General features: G+C 66.5%; 14 protein-coding genes and 1 riboswitch. Of the genes, 5 read left to right on the forward strand and 9 right to left on the reverse strand.

Annotation, left to right across the window (positions count from 1 at the left end):
• The first annotated feature begins 105 nt into the window (after positions 1-105).
• Complete coding sequence (locus AC6CH3_RS14245; protein WP_498133063.1) at positions 106-945, forward strand: siderophore-interacting protein; 840 nt, start codon at positions 106-108, stop codon at positions 943-945.
• A gap of 18 nt (positions 946-963) precedes the next feature.
• Here AC6CH3_RS14245 and AC6CH3_RS14250 read toward each other — a convergent pair whose 3' ends face one another.
• The 8 genes from AC6CH3_RS14250 to AC6CH3_RS14285 form a co-directional block, all read right to left on the reverse strand.
• Positions 964-2,460 carry a threonine/serine exporter family protein gene (locus AC6CH3_RS14250; RefSeq protein ID WP_498133064.1) on the reverse strand — a complete coding sequence of 499 codons (1,497 nt, stop codon included), beginning with the start codon at positions 2,458-2,460 and terminating at the stop codon, positions 964-966.
• A gap of 62 nt (positions 2,461-2,522) precedes the next feature.
• Positions 2,523-3,596: a lipid II:glycine glycyltransferase FemX gene (locus AC6CH3_RS14255; protein WP_498133065.1), complete on the reverse strand. Its 1,074-nt coding sequence runs from the start codon at positions 3,594-3,596 to the stop codon at positions 2,523-2,525.
• A 119-nt stretch (positions 3,597-3,715) separates the two neighbouring features.
• Positions 3,716-5,113: an L-serine ammonia-lyase gene (locus AC6CH3_RS14260; RefSeq protein ID WP_498133066.1), complete on the reverse strand. Its 1,398-nt coding sequence runs from the start codon at positions 5,111-5,113 to the stop codon at positions 3,716-3,718.
• Positions 5,114-5,259: 146 nt separating this feature from the next.
• Positions 5,260-6,609 carry a serine hydroxymethyltransferase gene (glyA, locus tag AC6CH3_RS14265; protein ID WP_498133067.1) on the reverse strand — a complete coding sequence of 450 codons (1,350 nt, stop codon included), beginning with the start codon at positions 6,607-6,609 and terminating at the stop codon, positions 5,260-5,262.
• Positions 6,606-7,001 carry a glycine cleavage system protein GcvH gene (gene gcvH, locus AC6CH3_RS14270; protein ID WP_498133068.1) on the reverse strand — a complete coding sequence of 132 codons (396 nt, stop codon included), beginning with the start codon at positions 6,999-7,001 and terminating at the stop codon, positions 6,606-6,608. Before gcvH ends, glyA begins: the two co-directional genes overlap by 4 nt.
• Positions 7,002-7,120: 119 nt before the next feature.
• Positions 7,121-8,281, reverse strand: a complete 1,161-nt coding sequence (gcvT, locus tag AC6CH3_RS14275; protein ID WP_498133069.1) for a glycine cleavage system aminomethyltransferase GcvT — start codon at positions 8,279-8,281, stop codon at positions 7,121-7,123.
• Between the two features lie 80 nt (positions 8,282-8,361).
• Entirely contained in the window at positions 8,362-11,229 is a 2,868-nt protein-coding gene (gene gcvP / locus AC6CH3_RS14280; protein ID WP_498133070.1) for an aminomethyl-transferring glycine dehydrogenase, read from the reverse strand.
• Positions 11,230-11,425: 196 nt separating this feature from the next.
• A riboswitch (glycine riboswitch) is annotated at positions 11,426-11,524 on the reverse strand.
• Between the two features lie 88 nt (positions 11,525-11,612).
• Positions 11,613-12,152, reverse strand: a complete 540-nt coding sequence (locus tag AC6CH3_RS14285; RefSeq protein WP_498133071.1) for a TetR/AcrR family transcriptional regulator — start codon at positions 12,150-12,152, stop codon at positions 11,613-11,615.
• Positions 12,153-12,219: 67 nt separating this feature from the next.
• On the opposite strand from AC6CH3_RS14285, the gene AC6CH3_RS14290 reads away from it, so the two are divergent.
• Positions 12,220-13,797, forward strand: a complete 1,578-nt coding sequence (locus AC6CH3_RS14290) for an MFS transporter (protein ID WP_498133072.1) — start codon at positions 12,220-12,222, stop codon at positions 13,795-13,797.
• A gap of 91 nt (positions 13,798-13,888) precedes the next feature.
• Here AC6CH3_RS14290 and AC6CH3_RS14295 read toward each other — a convergent pair whose 3' ends face one another.
• Positions 13,889-14,368 carry a Dps family protein gene (locus tag AC6CH3_RS14295; RefSeq protein ID WP_400581147.1) on the reverse strand — a complete coding sequence of 160 codons (480 nt, stop codon included), beginning with the start codon at positions 14,366-14,368 and terminating at the stop codon, positions 13,889-13,891.
• A 214-nt stretch (positions 14,369-14,582) separates the two neighbouring features.
• Here AC6CH3_RS14295 and AC6CH3_RS14300 point away from each other — a divergent pair, with 214 nt between their 5' ends.
• The 3 genes from AC6CH3_RS14300 to AC6CH3_RS14310 are packed head-to-tail and all read left to right on the forward strand — an operon-like array spanning position 14,583 to position 18,225.
• On the forward strand, positions 14,583-15,635 hold the full coding sequence (locus AC6CH3_RS14300; RefSeq protein ID WP_498133073.1) for a nitrilase-related carbon-nitrogen hydrolase: 1,053 nt from the start codon (positions 14,583-14,585) through the stop codon (positions 15,633-15,635).
• Positions 15,632-16,690, forward strand: a complete 1,059-nt coding sequence (locus AC6CH3_RS14305) for an agmatine deiminase family protein (RefSeq protein WP_498133074.1) — start codon at positions 15,632-15,634, stop codon at positions 16,688-16,690. The genes AC6CH3_RS14300 and AC6CH3_RS14305 overlap by 4 nt, the downstream gene beginning before the upstream one ends.
• The gene (locus AC6CH3_RS14310; protein WP_498133075.1) at positions 16,687-18,225 is read left to right on the forward strand and encodes an APC family permease; all 1,539 of its coding nucleotides are present in this window, start codon (positions 16,687-16,689) and stop codon (positions 18,223-18,225) included. Before AC6CH3_RS14305 ends, AC6CH3_RS14310 begins: the two co-directional genes overlap by 4 nt.
• The last annotated feature ends 75 nt before the right edge of the window (positions 18,226-18,300 follow it).

An 18,300-nucleotide genomic window follows, 5' to 3' on the forward strand; every position in this document is an offset into this window, starting at 1 on the left:
GAGCAAATGAAGTCCCGTCAATTAGACCAAGACCGGTAGTAATCTAACGAACCGCAAGACGGCCGGGAAGGCGGCAGGCGCCGGACTTAGCCTAGGCTTACCTTCATGACCATTGTTCCTGCGGCTACCTCCGCGACACGGAAATCCCGTCCCCAGATCAACCTGACCGTGCTTCGCCGGGAGCAGCTTTCGGCGCACATGGTCCGGATTGTCGCCGGCGGCGAGGGGTTCACGGACTACGTCAACAACGATTTCGTGGACAGGTACGTCAAGATCGCGTTTCCGCAGCCTGGCGTCGCCTACCCCGAGCCCCTCGACCTGTGGGCGGTCCGCGAAACGCTGCCGCGGGAACTGTGGCCGTTCACGCGGACCTACACGGTCCGCTGGGTGGATGTGGCCGCGCGTGAACTTGCCATCGACTTTGTCATCCACGGGGACGAGGGCCTGGCGGGTCCGTGGGCCGCCTCCGCCCAGCCCGGCGACAGCCTGACCTTCACCGGCCCCGGAGGAGGCTACAACCCCGATCCCTCGGCGGACTGGATTCTGCTGGCCGGGGACGAGGCGGCGATCCCCGCCATCGCAGCTGTGCTCGAGTCGCTGCCCGCGGACGCCCGGGGGCTGGCGTTCCTCGAGGTGGACGGCGACGCCGATATCCAGCCCATTGCCGCCCCCGCCGGCATCGAAATGGTCTGGCTCCAGCGCAGGGGCGTTGCGGCAGGCGACAGCGACCTGCTGGTCAACGCGCTGCGGGAGACACCGTGGCCGGAGGGCAGGGTGGACGTCTTTGCACACGGCGAACGGGGCTACATGAAGGGCCTGCGCGAGGTGCTCTTCCGCGAGCGCGGCCTGGACCGCAAGCAGGTATCGCTCTCGGGCTATTGGGCCAGGGGCCGGGTGGAGGACGACTTCCAGGCCGAGAAGAAGCTGCCGATCGGCAAGATCTAGCCGGGAAGATCTGGCTGACTAGCGGCGCCGCGCCCGCCGTCGTTCATTGCTCGCCAGGCCCTTGGTGAAGGGCCGCGCCAGCGTGTCACCGAGCACAATCCCGCCGGCCACCCCGAACACGATGGCCCCCGCGCTGAGCATCCCGCCGGCACCGAGCAGGATCTCGGACTCCTCGATGGTCAGGACGTACATCGACCGGAAGATGGTGAGCCCGGGCAGGAGAATCAGGCCGGCAGGCACGGCGACCACCAGCTGCGGGGCACCCATCTTCAGCGCCACTATCCGGGCGAGCAGACCGATCACGACTGCGGCCAGCGCCGGTGAAAAGCGCGGGCCGATGGCGAGCGCTTCGGCACTGATGAGCACCAGGTGCCCGATCACGCCGACACCCGCCGTCGGAAGCAGCAGCTTCCAGTCCGTCTGTTCCGTGATGCCGATGGCGACGACGGCAATGGCCACCATGATGACTTGTGCCCACAGGGGATACGCGGGCGGGAACGTCTCCGTGACGTCGATGGGTTCCATCCCGATCCTGTCCCCCACCACGAACGCGACCGCGATCCCTGCCACGAGCGCCCCGAACGTCAGGAGTGTGGACAGGAACCGGCCTGCAGCCGTCACGGGAAAGCCGTTGATGGCGTCTTGCACTGAGGACACGAGCCGGCCCGTGGGAAGAAGCAGCAGGATGCCGCCCACCACCACAATGGCCGGGGCGATCTGGACACCCACGGGGCCGCCGAACCTCCACAGGAGCAGCGCAATGATCGTCACGACGAAGGAGCAGGCCGCCGTAATGAAGAAGTCAGGCGTCCGCCAGCGGCCCAGCTTCCGGGCGAGCAGGCTGATCAGAAGGTTGGAGGCGAATGCGACCGCCGACGCCCCCGGGCCGCCTCCGATCACGCCCACGAACATCGCCGAGAAGACAGCGAAGGCCACCGTGACCATCCAGCGCGGGAAAGGCTTGGGGCTGCGGACGATCTCGTCCAGGCGCCGGGCAGCCTCGTCCCTGCCGACGCCGCCCGCCACGATGTCGGTCACGAGCTGGTGGACTTTTGCCAGGCCTGCGTAGTTGTTGGTCCAGGAACGCACCACGCGAAGCAGCGAAATGGGCGTCTGGTCCTGCGGGGCGTAATTGATGTTCACCGACTGGTTGGTGATGTCCACCTCGATGTTGCTCAGGCCGAGCGCCGCAGTGACAGCGATGATGCTGGTTTCCACCTCGAGCGCGCCGGCGCCGTAACGGAACATCGATTCGGCGAGCCGCAGGGCAAAGTCCATGGTCTTCCGCGCAGACGTGTCCACGCCGGGCACCTGAATCATGGGGTTGGCGTAGGGGCTCCCGGTGAGCCGGTCCACGATGCTCAGCGGCGCCGTCGGCGGGTTATCGCCCTGCACAAGGCGGCGCAGCATGCGCTTCGCGGCGGCGTTCTGGCGCAGCTGCGAAGCTGTCAGCGGCTCCGTCTTGGGCAGGCCGTCACTGATGGGGCGCTCGGCTCCCCCGGGTTTCTTCTCCATTCCGGCCTCCCTCCGTGCGTTGCCTCTGGTCTATGACGGCGGCTCTCTCCGTTACGGCAGCCCTAGTAGAACTGCTTTCCCGTCCGGCGCGTGTATACCTGCCGCGCCACCCGTTCCCCGGCGGCCATCCAGGCCTTGTATTTCAGCGGGCTGATGACCTGGTCGTAGCAGCCCACGAAGTCGGTGACGGTCTTGCTGAAGCTTGTCTTGAAGAGGCCCAGCCCGTGGAACGGGTTGGACGTGTCCTTCAGTTGGTCGCTGGGCGGAGTGCCACAGAAGTCGTATTCCGTGCAGCCAAGTTCCTTGACCTGGTTGATCCCCGTCCACTGGACGAGGTGCGAGTCGCCATACTGGCTGCGTTTCTGCAGGGACCCGCCGTCCTTGTAGGTGCCCTTGCGGCCGTAGTTGATGACGAAAGCCCCCACTGAGGGAACGTCGTTCTCATACACGAACAGGAGCCGTCCCTGGCCGCGTTTGATGAAGTTGGTCCAGAACTGGCGGTAGTACTCGTACTCCCGGACCCGGACCTGCGACTTCGCCTCAACCGTGGTGGTCATGAGCCCGTACATGGCACGGAAGTTCTCTTCGCTCGGTTCCACATTGTGCACCTCGACGCCTTCGCGGATGGCACGGCGCACCGCGTTCCGGCCCCGCGAGTGCAGGTTGCGGAGCAGCTGGTTCTCGTCCGGGGAAATGTCCAGAAGCGCGGTGGAGTCGTTGGGCTGAAGGTTGTGGGTCTTCACGAGCCCGGCCCCTTCGATGACGTTCCGGGCCTCGTCGCTGAGCACGATGTCCGGTTCGATCTTGATCGCGAAGACGCCCAACCGCGCCCTCTTGACGAACTCCGCGTTGGCTTTGGCGATGCCGGGAATGTCCTCGACGTCGGCTACATCCGGTCCCTTGATCATGTACCAGAGCTTGCCCAGCACGGGAAAGCTCTTCTCCAGCACGAGGTTGTAGCTGAGATAATCGGCCGTTTCGTAGACCAGGTGGAGGGGCTTCCAGCCAAAGTGCTGTTTGACGTCAGCGAACGCCTCTGACTGAAGGAGGTTTCCGCCGTTCGGATTCGCGGTGACGTGGGAATCCCAGTTGGCGACCTCCTCGGAGGTGGCAAAGCGGGCAGTGAATTCTCGCAAGTGTGCCGTGTCCAATCTTCGCGTACGTGTCTGCAGCCGGTGCCCGTTGAGGCAGCCTCAAGTCTATCCGCCCTGCACGCGCCCCCGCCGAATGCCTGCCCGTGTGGAGAGGCAGGCCTTCAGCACTCCACCACGTTGACGGCGAGCCCGCCCATGGCCGTTTCCTTGTACTTCGAGCTCATGTCCCTGCCGGTCTCCCGCATGGTGACGATCACCTCGTCGAGGGAAACCCGGTGCGAGCCGTCCCCCCACAGCGCCATCTTCGCGGCGTTGATGGCCTTGGCGGCGGCGATCGCGTTGCGCTCGATGCAGGGCACCTGGACCAGCCCGCCGATGGGGTCGCAGGTCAGGCCCAGATTGTGCTCCATGGCGATCTCCGCGGCGTTCTCCACCTGGGACGGCGTGCCGCCCATCACCTCGGCCAGGCCGGCGGCAGCCATGGACGACGCCGAACCCACCTCGCCCTGGCAGCCCACCTCCGCGCCGGAGATGGACGCCTGTTCCTTGTACAGGACACCGATCGCACCGGCCGTCAGCAGGAACTTCACCACGACGTCGTCCCGGTCCTTCTGGCTCGCGGTGTCCATGCCGGGGGCGAAGTGCAGGGCGTAGTACAGCACCGCCGGGATGATGCCCGCGGCGCCGTTGGTGGGGGCTGTCACGACGCGCCCGCCGGAGGCGTTCTCCTCGTTGACGGCGAGGGCGATGAGGTTCACCCATTCCTGCCAGTACTTGGGATCCCGGTCCTTGTCCTCCTTCAGGAGCCGTTCGTGCCAGTCAGGCGCCCGACGGCGGACCTTCAGTCCGCCGGGAAGCAGCCCCTCCCGCTTGAGGCTGACCTCCACACAGCTTTCCATGACCGAGTAGATGTGAAGCAGGCCTTCGCGGATTTCCTCTTCGGAGCGGGAGGCGCGTTCGTTGACGAACATGATCTCGCCGATGGACAGGCCCTTGGACTGGCAGCGGCCGAGAAGTTCCGCGGCGGTGCGGAACGGCAGCGGCAGTTCCTTCTTGGATTCCTCAAGTTCCTGCTGTGCCGTGTCCTCTTCGCCCTCGCGGACGATGAAGCCGCCTCCCACGGAGAAGAACGTTGCCTCGTGGAGGATTTCGCCGGCGGCATCAAAGACCGTGAAAGTCATGCCGTTGGTGTGCCGGGGCAGAATGGTCAGGGGCCGCAGCACCACGTCCTTGACGCCGTAGGGCAGGGGGACGGTCCTCGCCAGCTGCAGCATGCCGGTCTCTTCGATCGCGGCGAGCCGGCCCTCCACCTCATCGGGCAGGATCAGCTCGGGGTGGAAGCCTTCCAGCCCCAGGAGGATGGCGGTCATGGTGCCGTGGCCGTGGCCCGTGGCGGCCAGGGAGCCGTACAGGTCCACCCGCAGCGACGCCACCTGGTCCAGTTTGCCGGAAGACTTCAGCTCCTGGGCGAAGACCGCGGCGGCCCGCATCGGGCCCACGGTGTGTGAACTGGACGGTCCTATTCCGATGGAAAAAAGGTCAAAGACTCCAACGGCCATGTCGGTTCCTCACTTGGTCATGCTTCGGTCCGGCAGATGGTCCTGCCGGGGACTGTCTGGCCGCGGGTCGCGGCGCACAGTCGGCCAGTACGACGGCGGGCGGCAGCTTGTGGCGGCCGCCCGCCGTCGTGCTGTTTAATTCCACGCTACGCGGTTTTTACCGCTGCGAGGTCTGCCACCGCCGGGTAAAGCGGGTGGGCTGAGGCGAGCGCCTCCACGCGGGAGCGCAGGCCTGAAAGGTCGCTGCCGGCGTCGGCAGTCAGGGCCTCGGCGATGATGTCCGCAACCTCGGCGAAGGCCGCTTCGCCGAAACCGCGCGTCGCCAGGGCCGGGGTGCCGATGCGCAGGCCGGAGGTGACCATCGGCGGGCGCGGGTCGAACGGCACGGCATTGCGGTTGACGGTGATGTCGATTTCCGCGAGGCGGTCCTCTGCCTGCCGGCCGTCGAGTTCGCAGTTGCGCAGGTCCACCAGGACCAGGTGCACGTCCGTGCCGCCGGAGATCACGTTGATTCCCTTGGCGGTGACGTCCGGCTGGACCAGGCGCTCGGCCAGGATCCGGGCGCCGGCCAGCACGCGTTCCTGGCGTTCCCGGAACTCGGCCGAGGCGGCGATCTTGAAGGCCACTGCCTTGCCGGCGATGACGTGCTCGAGGGGGCCGCCCTGCTGGCCGGGGAACACCGCCGAGTTGATCTTCTTGGCGATGTCGGCGTCGTTGGTCAGGATGATGCCGCCGCGCGGACCGGCGAGGGTCTTGTGCGTGGTGGACGTGGTGACGTGCGCGTGCGGGACCGGGGAGGGGTGCAGGCCCGCGGCCACCAGCCCGGCGAAGTGCGCCATATCCACCATCAGGTACGCGCCCACGGAGTCGGCGATCCGGCGGAACTCAGCGAAGTCCAGCTGCCGGGCGTAGGCGGACCAGCCGGCGACGATCAGTGCCGGCTTGTGCTCCTGGGCCAGGCGCTCCACCTCGGCCATGTCGATCCTGTGGTCCTCTTCACGGACCTGGTACGGGATCACGTTGTACAGGCGGCCGGAGAAGTTGATCCGCATGCCGTGCGTCAGGTGACCGCCGTGGGCCAGGTTCAGGCCCATGATGGTGTCACCCGGCTTGATCAGGGCGTGCATCACCGAGGCGTTGGCCTGCGCGCCGGAGTGCGGCTGGACGTTCGCGTATTCGGCGCCGAAGAGCGCCTTTACCCGGTCGATCGCGAGCTGCTCGATCACGTCCACGTGCTCGCAGCCGCCGTAGTACCGCTTGCCCGGGTAGCCCTCGGCGTACTTGTTGGTCAGCACCGAGCCCTGCGCCTGCATCACGGCCACGGCGGTGTGGTTCTCGGAGGCGATCATCTCCAGCCCGCCGCGCTGGCGGGTGAGTTCGTCGTCGATCTTGGCGGCGATCTCCGGGTCAAGGACCGACAGGTCGGCGTCCAGGCTCGGCGAGACTACCTGCTCGAAGGCCACTGTTTCTGTGCCTGCGGCACGGGCCGCGCTCACAGCTCGCCGCCGTTCTTGGCCGCGTAGTCCTCGGCGGAGAGCAGCGGGCCGTCAGATTCCGCGGCCACCTTGAAGAGCCATCCGGCGCCGTACGGGTCGCTGTTGATCAGCGCCGGGTCCTCGACGACGGCGGGGTTGGTTTCCAGGACTTCGCCGGTGACCGGGGAGTACAGGTCCGAGACGGACTTGGTGGACTCGACCTCGCCGCAGGTCTCCCCCGCGGTCACGGCCGTGCCGACCTCGGGCAGGTCCACGTAGACGATGTCGCCGAGCGCGTCGGTGGCCACGGCGGAGATCCCGATGGAAACAATATTTGATCCGGCGTTGCCGGTATCCCGGGCAACCCATTCGTGTTCGTCGGAGTACTGCAGTTCAGGGGCAACTTTTGCCATGTTTTTTCCTTACGTTTGAAATCTTTTGTCGGGGTCGGCGGCGGGTTTCAACAAGCTCAACCCCAAATGATCGAGCTTGTCGAGATCCCCGGTTTCGACAGGCTCAACCAGCGGCGCGGCTACTTCTGGCGCTTGTAGAAAGGCAGCGCCACGACTTCGAAGGGCTCGCTCTTGCCGCGCAGATCGATGTCCAGGGCTGTGCCGGGCTCGGTGTACTCCACGTCGACGTACGCCATGGCCACGGGATACCCCAGGCTCGGGCTGGGCTGGCCGGAGGTGACCTCGCCTACGACGGTGCCGTCCTTGAGGACCGGGTAGTGCCCGCGTCCGGCGCGGCGTCCCAGGCCCTTGAGGCCCACGAGCCTGCGGCCGCTCGTGGAGCCGGCGCCTGCTTCCTTCTTGGCGGCCAGGGCGGCCTTTCCAACGAAATCGCCCTCCTTGGACAGCGCGACGACGGGCCCCAGGCCGGCCGCGAACGGGTCGCCTTCCAGGGACAGCTCGTTGCCGTACAGCGGCATGCCCGCTTCAAGGCGGAGCGAATCGCGGGAAGCCAGACCGGCAGGCGTCAGCTCCCCTTCGTCCGCAATGGCGACGATCGCCTGCCAGAGGGCCGCGGCGTCGTCGTTGTCCACGAAGATCTCGAAGCCGTCCTCCCCGGTGTAGCCGGTGCGGGCCAGCAGCAGTTCCTGCCCGGCGCCGGAGACCAGGAACGGGACCTCGACGGCGGCGTAGTACTTCAGGCCGGTGACGAGCCCGTGCTGTGCGGCGGGAACCAGGCGGAGGAGGATTTCCTCCGCCTTGGGTCCCTGGACGGCGATCAGCGAGACCTCGGTGGAGACGTCATTCACGGTGACGTCAAAGTTGGCGGCCCTGTCGGCCAGGGCCTCGGCCACCACCTTGGCATTGCCGGCGTTGGGCACCACCAGGAACCTGTCGGTGCTGCCTTGTGCGGCATCCGCGGCCGCCGGGCGTCTGTAGATGATGAGGTCGTCGATGATGCCGCCGTCCTCGTTGCAGATCAGCGAGTACTTGGCTTTGCCGACGGCCATCGCCGAAATCCTGCCGACGAGGGCATAGTCGAGGAAGGCAGCTGCATCGGGCCCGGTCACCCAGACTTCGCCCATGTGGGAGAGGTCAAAGATGCCCGCGGCCTTGCGGACTGCGTGGTGTTCGGCCAGCTCAGAGCTGTATTTGAGCGGCATCTGCCAGCCACCGAAGTCGGTGAAGGAGGCGCCGAGTTTCTTGTGCTCTTCGTAAAGGGCGGTGTATTTCTCAGGCATGGGAAAGTCCTTTCAGGTCCGGCGGTCGAGCCTGTCGAGATCCAGCGTCTCGCCAGGCTCAACCACCGGGGCAGCCGAAATCAGTTTTCGAAAGATTCTGTGTTTTCCTCGAAGGCTTCGAGAGGTGGGCAGGAGCAGATCAGGTTGCGGTCGCCCAGGGCGCCGTCGATCCGGCCGACGGGCGGGAAGTACTTGTCCTGCTTGAGGGAGTGCACGGGGAACACGGCCTGTTCACGGGGGTAGGCGCGGTCCCAGCCGGAGCTGATGGCCGCGGCCGCTGTGTGCGGGGCGTTGCGCAGCGGGCTGTTCTCCACGGTGAAGTCACCGTTGGCCACCTGGTCAATCTCGTGGCGGATGGAGATCATCGCCTCGATGAACCGGTCGATCTCGGCCAGGTCCTCGGACTCGGTCGGCTCCACCATCAGGGTGCCGGCCACGGGGAAGGCCAGGGTGGGGGCGTGGAAGCCGTAGTCGATCAGGCGTTTGGCCACGTCCTCGGCCGTGACACCGGTCTTGGCCGTGAGCTCGCGCAGGTCCAGGATGCACTCGTGCGCCACGAGGCCGCCCTCGCCGGTGTACAGCACCGGGAAGAACTCGTTGAGCTGCGCGGCCACATAGTTGGCGGCGAGCAGTGCAGACTTCGTGGCCTCGGTCAGGCCGTCTCCGCCCATGAGCTTCACGTATGCCCACGAGATCGGCAGGACACCGGCTGAGCCGAAGCGCGAAGCCGAGATCGGCACGTCATCGCCCTCGGTCCAGGACGCGGCGTTGCCGGGCATGAACGGGGCCAGGTGGGCCTTCGCCGCGACGGGTCCGACGCCGGGTCCTCCACCGCCGTGCGGGATGCAGAAGGTCTTGTGCAGGTTAAGGTGGGACACGTCCCCGCCGAACTTGCCTGGTTGGGCCAGCCCGACCAGGGCGTTGAGGTTCGCGCCGTCGATGTAGACCTGGCCGCCGGCCGCGTGCACGGCGTCGCAGACCTCGCGGACGTCGGCGTCGTACACCCCATGGGTGGAGGGATAGGTGATCATGATGCAGGACAGAGCGTCCTTGTGGGCGTCGATCTTGGCGTACAGGTCCGCGTGGTCGATCGTGCCGTCGGCGGCGGTGGCCACCACGACGACCTTCATGCCCGCCAGCACAGCCGAGGCGGCATTCGTGCCGTGGGCCGAGGCCGGGATCAGGCAGATGTTCCGCTGCCCCTCCCCGCGGGAACGGTGGTAGCCGCGGATCGCCAGGAGGCCCGCGAGCTCACCCTGTGACCCGGCGTTGGGCTGGATCGAAACCTGGTCATAGCCGGTGATCTCGGTCAGCTGCGCCTCCAGGTCCGCGATCAGCTCACGCCAGCCCTCGGTCTGCGAATCCGGTGCGAAGGGGTGGATCGAGGCGAATTCCGGCCACGAGATCGCTTCCATCTCCGCCGTCGCATTCAGCTTCATGGTGCATGAACCCAGCGGGATCATGGTGCGGTCCAGCGCCAGGTCACGGTCCGAAAGCCTGCGGATGTAGCGCAGCAGCTGCGTCTCGGAGCGGTGCGTGTTGAACACCGGATGCTGCAGGTACGAGGAGGAACGTTCGACGGCGGCATCAAGAGCAAAGCTGCCCGAGGCACCCACTGCCTCGGCGCCGAAGGCGGCAAGAACGTCCGCCACGATGGCCGGCGTCGTTGTTTCATCGGTGGAGATGCCGACGGTGTCGGCGTCGATCACCCGGAGGTTGATGCCCTTCTCTTCGGCTGCGGCGATGATGCCGGCGGCCTTGCCCGGAACGGACACGGTCACGGTATCGAAGAAGCTGGTGTGCAGGACATCCAGCCCTGCCGCTTTGAGTGAGGCCGCAAGAACCGTGGCGTGGCTGTGCGCGGTCTCGGCGATTGCCTTCAGGCCCTCGGGTCCGTGGTAGACGGCGTACATCGACGCGACGATGGCCAGCAGAGCCTGTGCCGTGCAGATGTTGGAGGTCGCCTTTTCACGGCGGATGTGCTGCTCGCGGGTCTGCAGCGCGAGGCGGTATGCGGGCACTCCGGCAGAGTCCTTGGAGACACCCACCAGGCGGCCGGGCAGGGAGCGCTCAAGGCCCTTCTGCACTGCCATGTAGGCGGCGTGGGGTCCGCCGTAGAACAGCGGCACACCCAGGCGCTGCGCGGAGCCGACGGCGATGTCCGCGCCCTGCTCCCCGGGAGGGGTGATGAGGGTCAGCGCCAGCAGATCAGCTGAAACCGTGACCAGGGCGCCACGTTCCTTCGCGGCGGCAATGATGCCGGAGTGGTCGAACACGCGGCCGGAGACGCCGGGCTGCTGGAGCACGACACCGTTGATGTCGCCGTCGGGAAGTCCCTTGGACAGGTCTGCAACCTCGACTTCAAATCCAAGCGCCTCGGCGCGGCCCTTGACGATGGCAATGGTCTGCGGCAGGCAGTCGGCATCCAGGACAGTCTTGCCGTCGTGGGCCTGCTTGTTCTTGTTGGCCCGGCGCATCAGCAGCACGGCTTCAGCCACGGCCGTTGCTTCATCCAGCAGCGAGGCGTTGGCGATCGGCAGGCCAACGAGGTCCTGGACCATGGTCTGGAAGTTCAGCAGCGCCTCAAGGCGGCCCTGCGAGATCTCGGGCTGGTACGGCGTGTAGGCGGTGTACCAGGCCGGGGATTCAAGGACGTTGCGGCGGATCACCGGCGGCGTCACGGTGTCGTAGTAGCCCTGGCCGATCATCTGCACGGCGGTCTTGTTCTTGGCGGCCAGCTTGCGGAGTTCGGCGAGCGCCTCGACCTCGCTCAGCGCAGCAGAGAGTTCCAGAGCAGAGTCCTGCCGGATGTCCTTGGGAACGGCGGTATCAACCATCGCATCAATGGTGTCGAAGCCGACAGTCCTGAGCATGGCGTCGACGTCGGCTTCTCGGCGGGCTCCGATATGCCGGTCTACGAAGGAGGCGGAGGCTGAATGTACGGTCAAAGGAACTCCATAACTAAGGCGGCGCTGGGTGCGCCACAGTGATTCGGGTTCCTCCCCGCTCTGTATTGGACCTGAGAGATTCCGCGTAAGCCGTGCGTCGCGCACAACCCCGCTTGCACCGTCGGTGAGCAACGCACGCCCTGATGATCCGGGTGATCCCGGGACTCCAGGGGAGCCTGCTACTTTCCAGAGTTGCCTTGCCGCGGCGGTACATGGGCCTGAGAGATTCCTGGGGAGGATTTGCTCCTACGGCGCCTGCTTGTACCTACTTGCAGGACTCTCCCGCCGCAGATCAAAGGCTTATTCAGTTAGCGGTGACAACAGCCACAAGGGTTATTGTCCTATGTCCGGAGCGAGTCTGCAAACTGTCTGACCACCACCCGCTAGCCCCGCAGCCGTTCGAGCGCGGCCAGCAGGCTCTCGACGTCGGCGGCCGTCTCGGCAGCGGTCGCGGCCGGACCGATCGACAGCATCGCGTTGAAGTACAGCCCGTCGCCCATGTAGAGAACCGCCTTGGCCAGGCCCGGGCCCACGTCCTTGGCGATCTCGTCGAGCCAGCGCTGCTGGATGTGGGCGAACCGGCGCCGGGTCTCCTCATGGGCGACTTCCGCCAGTCGGGTTGCTGCCACGATCGCGCGGTCCAGCGGTGTATCTGCCCACACCGAGGACTTGATGAAGTACGCTGCGGCGCCTTCAGGAGCCGCAGCCATTGCCCGGGCATCCGCCTCGGCATATTCCTCCAGTCGGTCCAGCAGGACGCCGATCAGGGCTTCCTTGTTGGGGAAGTGGTAGAGCAGCCCGCCCTTGGAGACACCTGCACGCCCGGCGACGGCGTCCAGGGTGGCTGCCCGCTCCCCGACTTCGATGAGGAGCGATTCGAAGGCGTCGAGGACAGCACCGCGCGCTACTGGTTTTCTGGGCATGGCTTCAATCATGCCTGTTCGGCAGGGGTGTTTATAACTGTACCGTCTGGACGGTATAGTTATAACCATGACCAAGTCCGCAGCCATCGAGTCCCTCAAACCAGCCGCCGGCACAGCAGGTAGGCAGCCGTCTCCCGCCAACGGCGGGATGCGTGACTGGCTTGCCCTTGGCCTGCTGATGTTCCCGGTCCTGCTTGTGGCCGTGGACAATACGGCCCTGACGTTCGCCCTCCCGGCGATAACGCGCAGCCTGGACCCCTCCGGCGTCCAGCTGCTGTGGATCGTGGATGCCTACGCCCTCGTCCTGGCGGGACTACTGGTGGCCATGGGAAGCCTGGGCGACAGGATCGGGCGCCGCCGGCTGCTGCTGATCGGCACCACGGGATTTGCCGCCGTCTCGGCCACCACAGCGTATGCCCCCTCTGCCGAATGGCTGATCGCCGGACGTGCCGCCCTGGGCCTTTTTGGCGCCATGCTGATGCCGTCCACGCTGTCGCTGATCCGCAATATCTTCCCGGAGCCCAACCGGCGCCGCCTGGCCGTCGCAATCTGGGCGGCAGGCTTCTCCGGTGGTGCGGCCCTTGGACCGATCTTCGGCGGCTGGCTCGTGGAGCACTTCTGGTGGGGCGCGGTGCTTCTGGTGGCGGTGCCGATCATGCTGCCACTGCTGGTCTTCGGCCCCTTCTTCATTCCGGAGTCCAGGGATCCGAACCCTGGCCGGGTGGATGCGCCCAGCATCCTGCTCTCCATGCTGACCATGGTGCCGGTGGTTTACGGCATCAAGGAACTGGCCACAGAAGGCCCCGGGGTGTTGCCGCTTGCCGTCATCGCTTTCGGCACGCTCATGGGCTGGGCCTTTGTGCGGCGCCAGCACCGGCTGGCGTCTCCCCTGCTGGACCTGTCCCTGTTTCGGAACCGGGTGTTCAGCACGGCAATCACCGCCAATGTCCTGGCGCTGTTCTCCTTCAACGGCTTCATCCTGTTCCTGGCCCAGCACCTGCAATTGCTCGAGGGTATGTCCCCCTCGGCCTCGGGGACGGCCATGCTCCCGGCACTGGGGGCCACAGTGGTGGCCGGCCTTCTCGTAGTGCCGCTGGTGCGGAGGATCCGGCCCGGGTTCGTGGTGGCCGGCGGCCTGTCATTGAGCGCGGCGGGCTATTGCCTGGTGACCCTTGGCGACCACTCGGCCGGGCCATCCCTGCTGCTTGGGGCGCTGCTCCTGCTTGCCCTGGGGGTCGGGGCCGCGGAGACCATCTCCAACGACCTGATCCTGGGCACGGTGCCCCCGGCCAGGTCCGGGGCGGCGGCGGCCATTTCCGAAACGGGCTACGAGGTGGGATCGCTGCTGGGAACGGCCGTGCTGGGTTCGATCCTGACAGCTTCGTACCAAGGCCAGTTCGCCCTGCCGCATGCCGTGGCCGAGGCGGCACCGGGCGAGTCCGCCGACCGGGCCAGGGAAACGCTCGCCGGAGCGATGGAGCTGGCCGAGACCCTGCCCGCCCCGCTGTCCGAGGCCCTCGCAGCGGCAGCCCGCCTGGCCTTTGACTCGGGCGTGCACATTACCGCTGCCATTGCGCTGGTGCTGATGGCAGCAGCGGCAGTCCTTTCCGCCGTCGTACTCCGCCGGGTGCCGAGGGCCAGCTAAGCGGCACGGCACGCAAACAGCCCCGGAGCGGCTCCGGGGCTGTTTTGCGTGGTCCTGCCAGGCGGCTCCTGCCGCCGGCCTGGCGCGGGCGCTACTTGCTGTCGGGCCGGGTGACGCCCGCCGAGGCCTTCATGTTTTCGGCGCCCACCATCCAGGCGTACTGCTCCAGCTTCTCAATGAAGGCGTGCAGCAGGTCAGCTGTGGTGGGGTCCTCTTCATCCACCTCGTCATGGACCTTGCGCATGGTGCCGACAGCGGCTTCCAGCGCGGCAACGATCCTGTCGATCGCATCCTTGGTGTTGATGAGGCCTTCGGGGAACTTGGCCAGGCTCGTGGACTTTGCCACAGTCTCGCTGCGGCCGTCCGGAAGGGCGTGGAGGGCGCGCATCCGCTCGGCCATGTCGTCAGCGAAGGCCCGTGCGGCGTTGACGATCTCGTCCAGCTGCAGGTGAAGGTCCCGGAAGTTGGTCCCCACGATGTTCCAGTGCGCCTGCTTGCCCTGGATGTGCAGTTCAATCAGGTCCGCCAGGACGGCCTGCATGTTGTTGGTCAGGGTCGGTGAAGCTTTCATTCGTCCTCCTCGAGTGGGTCCAGTAGCCCCGACGCTACCGCAGCCCGGGTCAGGGGCGGCAGGTGGAAAGCGGGGATTTCACCATCAGCTTACTTACTATCCCGGTCATAAATGAATAGTCCTCAATAACCCCTTGTCAGCACGCCTCGCGCCGTGCATACTAAATGAACGTCATTCATTTAGTGACGGTCGTCTCACTGGAGTAGTCATCATCATGATTGAAATCACCTGCCTCGCTTCGCCCGCCTCCCTCGCCCGGACAGCGCCGTCTGTGCGTCCCGCGCTGCGGATCGGCGTCGTCCAGCACCGCTGGCACAGCAGCATTGCGGCCCTTCGTGCCGAACTGAACGACGGCATCGAACGGGCGGCCCGCCTCGGCGCCACCGTCGTCTTCCTTCCCGAACTCACGCTCTCCCGCTACCCGGCCGACGAGGTTCCCGAGAACGACCTGTCCCTGCCTGGACGCGTCCGCCCCCGCCCGTCGGACGCGGCCGAGGACCTGCTCACCGGCCCCACCTTCCGCTTCGCCGCGGACGCAGCCCGCCGGCACGGCATCTGTGTGCACGCCTCGCTCTACCAGCGGGCGGACGCCCCTGACGGCAGCGACGACGGCCTGGGCATGAACACGTCCATCCTCGTCTCCCCCTCGGGCGAGCTGCTGGCGCGCACCCACAAGCTGCACATCCCCGTCACCGCCGGTTACTACGAGGACCGCTTCTTCCGGCAGGGCCCGGCGGCGGAAGACGCCTACGAGGTCCACGCCCCTGCTGAACTTGGCGGCGCACGCCTCGGCATGCCCACCTGCTGGGACGAGTGGTTTCCGGAGCTGGCACGGATGTATTCGCTCGGCGGCGCCGAGCTGCTGGTGTATCCGACGGCGATCGGTTCAGAGCCGCTGTTCCCGGAGTTCGACACGCAGCCCCTGTGGCAGCAGGTCATCGTGGGCAACGGCATCGCCAACGGGCTGTTCATGGTGGTCCCCAACCGCTGGGGCCGGGAGGGCAGCCTCAACTTCTACGGGTCCTCGTTCATCTCCGATCCCTACGGCCGCATCCTAGCCCAGGCGCCGCGGGACGAATCGGCCGTCCTCGTGGCGGATCTGGACCTGGACCAGCGCCGCGACTGGCTCACCCTCTTCCCGTTCCTGACCACCCGCCGCCCGGACACCTACGCACGGCTGACCGAACCCGTGCGGCATGACGAACCGTTCGGCACGGTTTCGGCCGACTCAACCAGCGACTACGTTCCCGCAGAGGTGACAGCATGAGCACGTGGCGCATGCCCGCCGAGACGGCGCCCCAGGAACGCCTCTGGATGGCGTTCCCCACCGGCGGCTACACGCTGGGCGGGACCGCCGAGGAGGCATACGCGGCACGGTCGGTCTGGGCCGCCGTCGCGAACGCCGCCGTCGAATTTGAGCCGGTCACCGTGGTGGTGGCGCCCGACGACGTCGAGACAGCCGCGCGCTATCTGTCGCCCGCCGTCGAGGTGCTTCCGGCAGAGTTGAATGACGCCTGGATGCGGGACATCGGTCCCACGTTCGTCCTGGACGGCAGCGGCCAGCTGGGTGCCGTGGACTGGGTCTTCAACGGCTGGGGCGCCCAGGACTGGGCGCAATGGGACAAGGACTCGCTCATCGCGGCCGAGGTGGCCGGGCGGACCGGCGCCCACCACCTGGTGTCCGGGCTGGTCAACGAAGGCGGCGGCATTCAGGTGGACGGCGAGGGCACGGTGCTGGTCACCGAAACCGTGCAGCTGGATCCGGGCCGCAATCCCGGGCTCACCAAGGCAGATGTTGAAGCGGAGCTGGCCAGGACCATCGGCGCCAGCCACGTGATCTGGCTCCCCCGCGGCCTGACCCGCGATTCGGAGCGCTACGGTACCCGCGGGCACGTGGACATCGTGGCCGCCATCCCGTCACCGGGTGTTCTCCTGGTCCATTCGCAGCAGAATCCGGAGCACCCCGACTATGCGGTCAGCCGCGAGGTCATCAGCTTCCTGTCCACCACCCGGGACGCGGCCGGCCGCGAGTGGAGCATTATCGAGGTTCCGGCCCCCACTGCCCTCACCGACGGGGAGGGCTTCGTGGACTACAGCTACATCAACCACGTGGTGGTCAACGGCGGCGTCATCGCCTGCACCTTCTCCGACGCCAACGATGAGAAGGCCCTCCGCATCCTCGCCGACGCCTATCCCGGACGGCGGGTGGTGGGCATCGACGCCCGCGAACTCTTCGTCCGCGGCGGGGGAATCCACTGCATCACCCAGCAGCAGCCCGCCGGGTTCCGGAACGGACTGCCTGCCAGAAAGGGACAGTCATGAGCCAAACCACCCGCACGGCCGCACCTGCCACCGGCACCTCCCACGGCATTACCGGGAAGGGACTGCAGGGCGGGCAGCTGGGCCTGCTCGCCGTCGTCGTCATTGGCATTTCCACCATCGCGCCTGCGTACACGCTGACCAGCGCGCTCGGCCCCACGGTTGCCGAGGCAGGGCTGCAGCTTCCGGTCATCTTCCTCATCGGCTTCATCCCGATGATCCTGGTGTCCCTGGCCTACCGGGAGCTGAACGCCGATTCACCGGACAGCGGCACCACCTTCACCTGGGTGACCAAGGCCTTCGGCCCGTGGGTCGGCTGGATGGGCGGCTGGGGTTTGCTCGCCGCCAACATCATCGTGCTGTCCAACCTGGCCGCAGTGGCAGTGGACTTCTTCTACCTGTTCATCGCACAGCTGACGGGTGCACCGGAACTGGCTGATCTCGCCGCCAACAAGCCGCTCAACGTGGCGACCTGCTTCGTCTTCGTGGCGCTGGCGGTCTGGGTGAGCTACCGCGGGCTGCACACCACAAAGATTGTGCAGTACGGGCTCGTGGGCTTCCAGCTGCTGGTACTGGGCCTCTTCGTGGCCCTGGCCTTCGCCAACTGGTCCGCGTCCGAAACCTCCATCCCCTTCAGCTGGGATTGGTTCGACGTGACCAAGATCGAGACGTTCGGCCAGCTCGCCGCCGGCATCTCGCTGTCCATCTTTGTCTACTGGGGCTGGGACGTCTGCCTCACGGTGAACGAGGAAACCGCCAACGGCAAGAAAACCGCCGGCCTCGCAGGCACGGTGACCGCCGTCGTCGTCCTTGGCATTTACCTGCTGATCACCATCGCGACGATGATGTTCGCCGGCGTCGGGGACACGGGCATCGGCCTGAACAACGAGGAAAACCATGCAAACATCTTCACCGCGCTGGCCTCCCCCATCATGGGCCCCCTCGCCATCCTCATGTCGCTGGCGGTCCTCTCCAGCTCGGCGGCCTCGCTCCAGTCCACGTTCACGTCCCCCTCACGCAGCCTTCTGGCGATGGCGCACTATGGCGCCCTGCCGGAGCCGTTCAGCCGCCTGAGCAAGAAGTTCGCGACGCCGGGCTTCGCCACCGTGGCCGCCGGTGTCCTCTCAGCCGGGTTCTATGCCGTGATGCATGTGGTCAGCGAGAACGTCCTCAATGACACCATCCTCGCCCTGGGTCTGATGATCTGCTTCTACTACGGACTGACTGCGTTCGCGTGCGTCTGGTACTTCCGCAACAGCGTGTTCAGCAGCTTCCGGAACTTCATGCTGAGGCTGCTCTGCCCGCTGCTGGGCGGCCTGGGGCTCCTGGTGGTGTTCCTGCAGACGGCCGCGGACAGCTGGGCGCCGGAATTCGGCAGCGGCTCGGAGTTCTTCGGTGTGGGCCTGGTGTTTGTGCTCGGCGTCGGCATCCTCGCCATGGGAGTTATCTTCATGCTGGTCATGTCACGGCTCCGGCCAGGGTTCTTCCGCGGCGAGACCATCCGCCGGGACACTCCCGCCCTGGTGCTGCCGGACTAGCAGCCTGCCTGGCCCCGCCCAAACACACAAAGCGAAAGCCCCGCCTCCCGGCCGTGAACTGGTTCACTGTCCCGG

Source organism: Arthrobacter sp. GQ119 (assembly GCF_059759125.1).

Excerpts from the sequence above, each read along its gene's own strand:
- AC6CH3_RS14245 (WP_498133063.1), top strand. The coding sequence starts at position 106 with ATGACCATTGTTCCTGCGGCTACCTCCGCGACACGGAAATCCCGTCCC.
- AC6CH3_RS14250 (WP_498133064.1), bottom strand. The coding sequence starts at position 2,460 with ATGGAGAAGAAACCCGGGGGAGCCGAGCGCCCCATCAGTGACGGCCTG.
- AC6CH3_RS14260 (WP_498133066.1), bottom strand. The coding sequence starts at position 5,113 with ATGGCCGTTGGAGTCTTTGACCTTTTTTCCATCGGAATAGGACCGTCC.
- gcvH (WP_498133068.1), bottom strand. The coding sequence starts at position 7,001 with ATGGCAAAAGTTGCCCCTGAACTGCAGTACTCCGACGAACACGAATGG.
- gcvT (WP_498133069.1), bottom strand. The coding sequence starts at position 8,281 with ATGCCTGAGAAATACACCGCCCTTTACGAAGAGCACAAGAAACTCGGC.
- AC6CH3_RS14285 (WP_498133071.1), bottom strand. The coding sequence starts at position 12,152 with ATGCCCAGAAAACCAGTAGCGCGCGGTGCTGTCCTCGACGCCTTCGAA.
- AC6CH3_RS14290 (WP_498133072.1), top strand. The coding sequence starts at position 12,220 with ATGACCAAGTCCGCAGCCATCGAGTCCCTCAAACCAGCCGCCGGCACA.
- AC6CH3_RS14295 (WP_400581147.1), bottom strand. The coding sequence starts at position 14,368 with ATGAAAGCTTCACCGACCCTGACCAACAACATGCAGGCCGTCCTGGCG.
- AC6CH3_RS14300 (WP_498133073.1), top strand. The coding sequence starts at position 14,583 with ATGATTGAAATCACCTGCCTCGCTTCGCCCGCCTCCCTCGCCCGGACA.
- AC6CH3_RS14305 (WP_498133074.1), top strand. The coding sequence starts at position 15,632 with ATGAGCACGTGGCGCATGCCCGCCGAGACGGCGCCCCAGGAACGCCTC.
- AC6CH3_RS14310 (WP_498133075.1), top strand. The coding sequence starts at position 16,687 with ATGAGCCAAACCACCCGCACGGCCGCACCTGCCACCGGCACCTCCCAC.